The organism is Nocardia pseudovaccinii NBRC 100343, from assembly GCF_001613225.1.
GTDB lineage: Bacteria > Actinomycetota > Actinomycetes > Mycobacteriales > Mycobacteriaceae > Nocardia > Nocardia pseudovaccinii.
This window is the reverse complement of record NZ_BDBY01000341.1, coordinates 1-7,467: the sequence shown is the minus strand read 5'-3', so window position 1 is coordinate 7,467 and position 7,467 is coordinate 1. Positions and strand designations below refer to the sequence as shown.

General features: G+C 66.8%; 5 protein-coding genes. 1 reads left to right on the top strand and 4 read right to left on the bottom strand.

From position 1 onward, the window contains the following. Window positions 1–496: 496 nt before the first annotated feature. A complete protein-coding gene (locus NP3_RS37725; RefSeq protein WP_063046503.1) occupies window positions 497–1,711 on the bottom strand; it encodes a hypothetical protein in 1,215 nt (404 codons plus the stop codon). A gap of 486 nt (window positions 1,712–2,197) precedes the next feature. Here NP3_RS37725 and NP3_RS37720 point away from each other — a divergent pair, with 486 nt between their 5' ends. Further along, on the top strand, window positions 2,198–2,863 hold the full coding sequence (locus NP3_RS37720; RefSeq protein ID WP_063046506.1) for a response regulator transcription factor: 666 nt from the start codon (window positions 2,198–2,200) through the stop codon (window positions 2,861–2,863). On the opposite strand, the gene NP3_RS37715 is transcribed toward NP3_RS37720, so the two are convergent. The 3 genes from NP3_RS37715 to NP3_RS37700 all read right to left on the bottom strand — a co-directional run bounded on the left by NP3_RS37715 (window position 2,860) and on the right by NP3_RS37700 (window position 5,912). Next, window positions 2,860–4,461, bottom strand: coding sequence for a hypothetical protein (locus NP3_RS37715; protein ID WP_084509526.1), 1,602 nt, complete (start codon window positions 4,459–4,461; stop codon window positions 2,860–2,862). The genes NP3_RS37720 and NP3_RS37715 overlap by 4 nt on opposite strands. A 171-nt stretch (window positions 4,462–4,632) precedes the next feature. Continuing rightward, window positions 4,633–5,286 (bottom strand): hypothetical protein, encoded by a 654-nt coding sequence (locus NP3_RS37710; protein WP_063046504.1) that lies wholly within the window; start codon window positions 5,284–5,286, stop codon window positions 4,633–4,635. Between the two features lie 275 nt (window positions 5,287–5,561). Beyond that, window positions 5,562–5,912, bottom strand: a complete 351-nt coding sequence (locus NP3_RS37700; protein ID WP_063046501.1) for a hypothetical protein — start codon at window positions 5,910–5,912, stop codon at window positions 5,562–5,564. Between the last annotated feature and the right edge of the window lie 1,555 nt (window positions 5,913–7,467).

Sequence of the window (7,467 nt, the reverse complement as noted above, 5' to 3'; positions counted from 1 at the left end):
GGCCGTTCGGGCAATATCTCGCGCACATCCGCCCGCATCATCTCCATCAGATCGGTGAATTGTCCGATCGAAAGGTCGTCCGCCATCGAATCCCTCCTAGCTCACCCCGGCACCCCTACACCCAGCCCGGACTTCGACTTCGGTGGCTTCAGATGCTCTCGAAATCGTCGCGGCCCGCTTGATCGGTTCCGGTGAGCGCCACTCCTGCGTCGGTGTGGCGCCTTGCGAATAGCTCTGCAGTGTCTCGATTTGGGCGTTCAATACGCTGATCAGATTGTCGTGGGATGCCTCGTAACCATTTTCGCCCCCGGCGAATTCCGGTCCGCGACCGTTCGTCCCCCAACTGCCCCAATTCTGGGGTGTTCACCGCATCCAGCCGGGACACGATCGCCTGGATTCTGCCCGCGACCTCGGCCAGGTCCGCCGACGGTTTGTTCAACCCGGACGGTGTCGCCCGGAAGCCCTCACTCATCTCGAACCCTCCACCGACCTCGGGCTATAGCACAATTCGATCATCACATGGACGCCTGTCGTCCAAAATATGAAGTCCCACCGCATGAACTCGATTCGGCCGCGGCGCGAGCAACTCGGCCGCCGACAGCTGACGCGTCGCGGCTTCGAGATCGCCGTCGCGACCGAAGGTGTCCACCAACAGCTCTCGGGTGACCTCCCCGCGCTCTGCGGCAGTCAGCGAGCGCGCCACCGCGGTTCGTGTTCGGGTGCCCGGATCCCCCGACAGTAACCGGGCCACCGTCTCGATCACGGTGTGCGACTGCCAGATTTCCGGCATTGCCACACCGCACTGCTGCACCGATGGCGATTCCCCGGAGTACCACCGCTGGCCGTCCCACCAGAAGCAGAACGAGAGCAAGCCGACCGCCGCGCGTGGGCTCAGCACCGCATTGGTCACCCAATCCGGCGCTCCCGCATAGAGATTCGGCAGATCGACGCCGCCGTTATAGGCCGCGTTCAATGCCGGTGCATCCCATACTCCGCCCGAGAGCACGGCCCGGCCGCCCGGCACGGCGTACAGCGTGGAGCCGCTGCTGCCGTTCCCGCCGCTTTCGAACCAGCCGTTCGACGGCACTACCCGTGGTCCGCGGTCGGACGAAACGGCAACGTGCGCGGCCGAAATCATCGCCCAGCGGGCCCACAACTGCGGAAACGACGGAAGTTCCGGGTCCACCGGCCGCGCGGTCACCCCGTGCGCCCGGTCGACGAGCGCGGCGGCCACGGCACGGCGCGGGCGGCGACACTGCCGGTCGCGGTGACTCATGTAGGCCGCCAACCACACCGGCAGTCGCGGCCGCGGATACGCCGCCACATCGGCGCGATACGCCTCCGGACGGAAGAGCTGGTCGGCCGGGAACGGCTCGTCGCCGTAGTCGTAATCGACCTCGACATCACCGTATGCGTTGGCCCGCAACAACAGTCGCCACCACGGCTCGGTGCCGGACGCGGCGACCTCGGCACGATACCGCCGCACCAGCGCGACCACCGACTCCGGGACCTCCAGGCGTACCGGCCGATGTTCGCCGGTGAACTCGACGCGCGCCGACTCGACGGTCACGGTCAATGCGAATACCGCGTTCAGACGCTGCCAACCAAGTGGGCCGAGTTCCCCCAACTCGCTCGCGATGCGCGAAACCAACGTGTCGGCGTACCGGCCGTGGTCGGCGACGACGGAATCGCTACGCGATGCTCGAGTCATTGCTCTCGTTCCTGTTCCAACACAATCGATTCACCGATCGCGCGCTGTTGTTTCGAGTGCTGGGCACGTACTCGCCATCGATGTCTTTTCGATAGTGGCACGCGGATCGGCGCCCGCATCGCGTTACCGATGGTGACTAGCTAAAGAGACTGTTAAGAATTCGTTCCGGCCTCCGACCAGGGCATCTGCGACTTCCACGGCCGAATTATCAAAAGCTGAATTAGTTTCGGACTTTTTTCCTGAGGGCGATTCCACCGCACAGCTAGTCAATTCGGCGGAAACCATCGCGCTGGCGCCGAAGAAGGCGAACCACGAATCGCTGTACTTCTGGTACGTCGCGATCTCGTTGACGATCTACTACTTCATGCGGGAGACCTCGAAGAACTCCGCGATCGAGGCGGAGGCCGATGCCGAGGTGGCCGTGCGTTGAGCATGGCAATCCGCAAACGGCTGCGCGTCGAACCTTCGCTTTGCAAGGATCGGCGCGTGCGGCTTGTGCTGGTGGAAGACGATGACGGAGTCGGGGAAGCGCTGCAGGCCGCGCTCACCGCTCGGGGCTACCTCGTCGACCGCAAGCGGCGCGGGGCGGACCTACTACGCACCCACCGCGACTACGACGCGGTGATCCTCGATCTCGGACTACCGGATATGGACGGGCTGGAGGTGCTGCGGCGGCTGCGTGCAGTCAGCTCGGTCCCCGTGCTGATCCTCACCGCCCGGGCCGGTGAGCGCACGGTGGTGCTAGCGCTGCGCTCTGGCGCGGACGACTACCTGGTGAAACCGCCGCGCATCGCGGAGCTGGTCGCGCGCCTGGAGACGGTGACCCGTCGCGTCGTAATCCACACCTCGCCCGTGGAAGCGGTTGTCTCCCAAGATGTTCGGGTGGATCTGATGGCTCGACAGGTCGAGGTGGCCGGGGTGCCGATCATGCTGACTCACAAGGAATTCCAGCTGGTTCGGATCCTGGCGGAGCGACCCGATACCGCCGTGAGCAGGCAAGAGCTGATGGACCGCATCTGGGGCGACTCATCGGCCTCGGTATCGCGGGCACTGGATGTGCATATGGCGGGATTGCGCGCGAAACTCGACCGGCCCGGTTTGATCACCACCATCCGTGGCTTCGGCTATCGCTGGCGCACCGACGGATCCTAGGTCTGCACCGAACCGTGCCGCTGCTGGAAGCGCTGCTCGAACTCCGCGGCATAGACCGACGGCGCCACCGATGACGAAGATTGTTCCAGCACACCGTCATCGGCGACATAGAAGATCGCGCGCCCGATCGAGATCTCACCGGGTTCGGTCGGCACGTACACCATCCAGCCGACGCTGATCCGGTCTGCGCGCAGATCTTCCAGCGGATAGCCGGTGGTGTCCATATTCTGATCCAGAATGAACTGGCGGACCTGGGCCATCGCGGCGTCCCGCGAGATGGGCTCCGGCAAGGTGATCGTCACACCGGCCAGCGTGAGCTGATACAGGGCGCTGTCGATATCGAAGGTGCCGTCGTCACCGAAGACCTCGACGAGCGTATCCCGCGTCACCACACCGATTTCCGCCGCCGAAACCAGATTCGCCACGGCGGCGCGCTGCCCATCGCTCGGGTGCTCCGCGACCAACCCGGCGATCACTCCGGCCACCGTATCGGAGGTCCAGATGCCGGGCACCGCCTCGCTGAGCCGGTCCGCGGTCGGCGACTCGCCGCGATACCACCGACCGCCGTCCCACCAATAGCAGAACGACAACAGCCCGCTGGCCGCGCGCGGATTCAATACCGGATTGGCGACCCATTCCGGGGCACCGGCATACAGTGCGGGCATCGGCGTCGCGCCGTTGTAGACCGCATCGAGTTCGGGCGCATTCCACACGCCACCGGACAGCACCGCGCGACCACCCGGCAGGGCATACAGGGTCGACCCGCTGCGTTTCGAACCTTCGAACCAGCCGAGAGCGGGCAAAACCCTTGGTCCCCACTGTGATCCGGCGGCCACGAAAGCAGCCGCGATAATCGCCCAGCGAGCCGACAGCACCGGGAAGGCCGGAAAGTCCCGCTCGGACAGTACCGGGCGCACACCGGTCTCCCGGTCCGCCCTGGCCTGCGCGGCCGCCGCGGCCGCCGGGCGCGATTGCCGGTCACCGTGGCCGATATAGGCCGCGAGCCAAACCGGCAGCCGGTCGCGCGGATACGCCTGCAAATCCGCGAGATAGACCTCGGGAAGGAATAGCTGATCGTCCGGGAAGGGCTCGTCACCGTAGTCGTAATCGACCTCGATCTCGCCGGTACTCGCCAACTCGATCAACAGCCGCCACCAGGGGCCATCGCTCAGTTGAGCGGAAAGATGCCGCTGTTCGCGGACCAGTTCGACCACCTCATCGGCAGGCTGGACCCGCGCCTCGCGCTGCTCGTCATCGGCGAAGGTCACCAACCCGATTTCGGTGCTCGTGGTCATCGCGAAGACGGCCTCCAGGCGCCGCCAGCCCGGTGGGCCACCGGCCGCGAGCGCGCGGGCGATCCGGTGCATGAGCTGTTCGGCCTGCTCGGCGACGTCTACCGGTTCGTCGAGGGTGAAGCCGATATCCGGGGCGTCTTCGTCCTTTTCCTCGGTTGGGCTGTCGTCGGCCGCCTCGAATGCCTTCATGAACTCAGCCATGAACTCCGCGTCGCCATCCGGTACCGCCGCGCGCTGCTCGTGATTCGGGGTCGGCTCTTCATTCGACTTGTCGCCGCGTGCTTCGCCATCAGGTGTGGTCACGTCGCCGCAATCTCCCTCATCTGCGCACCGCGCATGGGAACGCACGCGCAGTGCCCGAGCCTATTACCGTTCCTATCCTGGCACAGCGCCGAGATACGCGATTCACCAAAGCTTGGGGCTTAACCGTTACTGAAGGAAGAAATCGATCGGAGTCCGACTCGTTATCGACCGCTACTTTCCGTCGGGATGGCCGACGGTGGCGAGGGCGGTGGTCCAGTCGGCGACGATGGCGTCCTGGGCGTCGGTCAGTGCCACCTTGCCCGAGCAGACCAGCGAATGCAGTTGGTTCTCGACGGTGTCCTTCGGGTTGTTGGGTCCGGCACCGGGCTTGTGGTCGGGGGAAGGTGGCTCCACCCACAGGTTGCGCGGGTCGTTGGGGTCGCCGCCGAGTTCCAGCGAGACCAGGTGGTCGTATTCGGCGTCGTGCAGCGTGCCGGTGTACCCGTAGGACTTGGCGTTGGCGTCCTTTTCGCGGTTGGTGATGTTGGCTGGCGGGCGGATCGAGGACGTGTAGCCGCTGGCGCAAATGGTGCTGCCCAAGGTGTCGGCGGTGACCTTGGGGTTGGTCGCGCCCGGGGTGCACGCCGGATCCGGCAGCGGCTGACCGCTGGCGGACTTGCCGAAATGGCAGCTGCCCTCGGCCGGTTGCGGCTGCACCGTATAGGTCCCCGATGGGCCCGGACCGACCGGCACCCGTGCGGCCTCGTGCGCGGCGGGCGGATGCGGCACGGCCTGGGATATCGGTTTCGAATTCTGGTGTGCGCAACCGGCTGTCAACAGCGGCACGGACAGCAATGACACCAGCAGGAGCTTGCGCGTATTCATGACTTCCTCCAGCAGACCTTCATCTGCACCCAATTGTGCGGTACCGCAGCCGAATTAGCTGGCGGACCTGCACGAATACATGGTCGAGCAGCGAGCGTCCAGATAGGTGGCCGCGCGTATCAGGTCCGGCTCGCTCGCCGAGCGCAGTCGAACGCGGCACGACACGCCCCGCGGCACCGCCATACGACTGCGCTCGACGGATCTCGATTACCTCAGAAGCTCGCTCGACGCGGCACCAGCCACCGAGCAGGTTGTGGGATGCGGTGTGCCATGGGTCAGCGGGTGAAGATTTGGGTGCGGCGGGTGGGGGTGGCGCAGACGTCGTGGATCAGGCGGCCTAAGTCGAGTTCGGGTGGGAGCGAGCGATACAGGAGTTGGCAGACCACGGTGCCGGAGGCGGTGACGGCGAAGCGGGTTTGGCGGTTCCCTGCGGGTTCCCATTCGATTGCGACGAAGGGGGTGTCGAGGTTGATTGTGTTGTCGCCGACGCGTAGGGCGAGGCCAGAGGGGTCACGGTAGAAGACGACCGGTGTGTCGCCGAGATCGCCGTATACGCCGAGTTGCGGGCCGATTCCGCCGCCGACAGCTCGGAGTGCGCCGGTTTCTGGGTCGAAGTGTGCGGGCACGCCGAAGCCCGAGAAGGGTTGGACGAAAAGGGTTGCGCTGTTCCCGTTCTGGGATGGACGGTTTCGGTGGCCGTTGGAACCTTGGCCGTTTCGGGAGGGTGGTGATGCGCCGATGGGCGGAGGTGTCATCGGCGGTGGAGTTGTTCGGTCTTGTTGCGGTGCAACGGGGTTGATCGGTTGGTGGGATGCGTCGGGTCGGCCGGGAGACAGTGGGGCAGCGGAGTGGTGCTGGTCGGGTGGCTCCGAAGGCATGGAAGTACCCGGGCGGTTCGGGGGTTCCGACGGGTGGCCTGATGACGGTGGGTGTACCCGGTCGTGCGGGGGTGTCGTCGGGTCGTGGGGTGGGAACGTTGAGGGTTGCGGGGGTTCCGGCGTGGTCGGCGGCTCCGTGGGTCCCGGCATCGTCGGCGGGAAAGGGGGCACCGGCGTGGTCGGTGGCACCGGAGGCACCGGCATCGTCGGCAGGATAGGCGGAACCGGCGTCGTCGGAGGCACCGGAGGCACCGGCATCGTCGGAGGCACCGGCTCCGGTGCCGCCGGGGGGAACGGGGGCACCGGCGTCGTTGGCGAGAAAGGCGGCACCGGCATGGTCGGTGGCACCCGAGGCACCGGCATCGTCGGAGGCACCGGCTCCGGTGCCGCCGGGGGGAACGGGGGCACCGGCGTCGTTGGCGAGAAAGGCGGCACCGGCGTCGTTGGCGGCACCGGAGGCACCGGAGGCGTCGGCAGGAAAGGCGGCACCGGCGTGGTGGGCGGCACCGGTGGCGTCGGTGGGAAAGGCGGCACCGGTGGTGTAGGTGGCACCGGTGGTGTAGGTGGCACCGGTGGTGTAGGTGGCACCGGAGGTTTGGGCGGCTTCGGCTCATGCGGCGGCACAGGTGGCTTCGGCGGCTTCGGCTCATGCGGCGGCACAGGCGGCTTCGGCGGCTTCGGCTCATGCGGCGGCACAGGCGGCTTCGGCGGCTTCGGCTCATGCGGCGGCACAGGTGGCTTCGGCGGCTTCGGCTCATGCGGCGGCACAGGTGGCTTCGGTGGGTGCGGCGGCGTCGGTGGGTGCGGCGCCGTCGGTGGGTGTGGTGGCTTCGGGGGTTCCGGCGGGTGCTTCGGTTGCGGCCACGTCGGATCGAACGGTGCCCGGCTCGGCGGATCGGGCATCTCGTACTCGTGGTTCAGCCTCGGCGGATGCGGGATATGGGAGCGCAGCACCGAGCCGGGCAGCGGCGGCGGCTCCGAATCACCCGAATCCGACCGGCCCTCCGGCGGCTCCTGCCCGCCTCCCCGATTCGACCGAGCGCCACCCTCACCCGACCCCCCGTCACGTCCACGACTCCCGCCCTCCCTGGCCGACTCCCCATCGCCCGCGCGACCACGTGAAGCACCGCGGGACGACTCCCCCTCACCAGCACGCCCGTGCCGCGCCCTCTCTTCAGAAGACTCGCCATAACCTCCGCGCTCGGGACGCGTTGTCCCTTCAGACGATTCACTATCTGCCCGGCCATAGCGCGCCCCATCGTCAGACGACTCCCCGTCACCGCCCTGCACGGAACGCACTGCC

What these genes read in the sequence shown, in the direction of transcription:
- NP3_RS37725 (WP_063046503.1), bottom strand. Translation starts at nt 1,711, where the DNA reads ATGACTCGAGCATCGCGTAGCGATTCCGTCGTCGCCGACCACGGCCGG.
- NP3_RS37710 (WP_063046504.1), bottom strand. Translation starts at nt 5,286, where the DNA reads ATGAATACGCGCAAGCTCCTGCTGGTGTCATTGCTGTCCGTGCCGCTG.